At 49.6% G+C, this 1,212-nt stretch carries 1 protein-coding gene and 1 pseudogene; both read left to right on the top strand.

The window, feature by feature from the left end; translation table 11 throughout:
• Positions 1 to 280, top strand: a pseudogene (locus Xbed_RS18680) (hypothetical protein); the annotation flags it as partial.
• A 10-nt stretch (positions 281 to 290) separates the two neighbouring features.
• The coding region (locus Xbed_RS18675; protein ID WP_086114305.1) for a major capsid protein at positions 291 to 1,212 on the top strand (922 nt) is incomplete at its 3' end.

Here is a 1,212-nt window from a genome sequence, read left to right as displayed (position 1 = left end):
GGAAGCGGCGATCCTGTATGTCGCCAATATCGATTACCTCCGCTGCCAGACCGTTGATGACGCTATCACGACCGATTCTGTGGTTGTCGGTATTCATCCTATGGCGGGGGGATTTTTTAACGTGCGTGCCACGGCCGGAACGTACAAAAAAGGGCAGCCAGTAGCCGTCACCAACGGTCAGATAAAGGCGGCGGGTGAAGGGGCGGACATCTTTGCTTACGTTGAAGAAGATGAACTCACAGTAAAAGCGGGCGACTTGGTTCGCGTAGTTATTAAGTAAGGAGACGACAATGCTCGTATTTTCAAAATCTATCGGTGAGAAGACTGGTAACTTGGCGGTAAACCAATTTCAATTTCGTGAGCTGGAAACAGCTCGTAATGCCAGCGCTCAGGCAGCGGCTGATTTTATTTGGCGCACACGCGGCGTCAGTGAAGATCTGCGCCGACTGGATGCAGCAAACGCTGTGCAGGATATCCGCTTGCTCTACAAATCCTTTGACCAAACCGTCATCAAGCAGTTTGAGCCGAACACAGAGTTCAATTTGCTGAATGATCTAATGCCCCTGTCTCGCTCCGTGCGTCTGGAGGAATCGGTTTATGAGTATGCGCGAACTGGCGGTAAAGGCTGGGCGCATACCTCTATGAGTGGTCAGATTGGTGCTGCACTGGATGCCAGAGCCTATAGCTTTGATGGAACAATGGTGCCTATCCACGATTCAGGATTTAAGTTCGAGTGGCGCGACCCGATTTTCAATAAAGGATCGGCGCTGGCTTCTTTGGCCGATGCTCAACAAGGTTCGGTTGATAGCGTTCGCCGTCAGTATGTGGACTTTGTATTTAACGGATTCCGTGACAGCGAAGGTAACTTCATTAAGTTTGATGATAAGACGTGGAAGGGCTTGCGTTCTGATGAGCGTGTAGCACAAGTTGCGCTTAACATCGATTTCGCGACAAGTACTGACGGACAGGCTATGCGCTCCGAAGCTATTCGAGTGCGTGATGTGCTGAAATTACAAAACTATCAGTACGGTGAACAAACGTGGTATGTGTCCGGTGACATTCTGTCGAACTGGGAAGAGCTGTATTTCAATGTTAACCAGACTCGCACCGTGTTGGATGAAATCAAGAAAATCACGGGCATTTCCAGCATCAAGGAAGATTTCGAGCTGAAAGGCAATGAAATACTGGTAGTCCCTCTTCGTGCGGGGGTTA

Source organism: Xenorhabdus beddingii (assembly GCF_002127545.1).
In the GTDB taxonomy this organism is placed as follows: domain Bacteria; phylum Pseudomonadota; class Gammaproteobacteria; order Enterobacterales; family Enterobacteriaceae; genus Xenorhabdus; species Xenorhabdus beddingii.
This window is presented reverse-complemented; position numbering and strand designations above follow the sequence as displayed.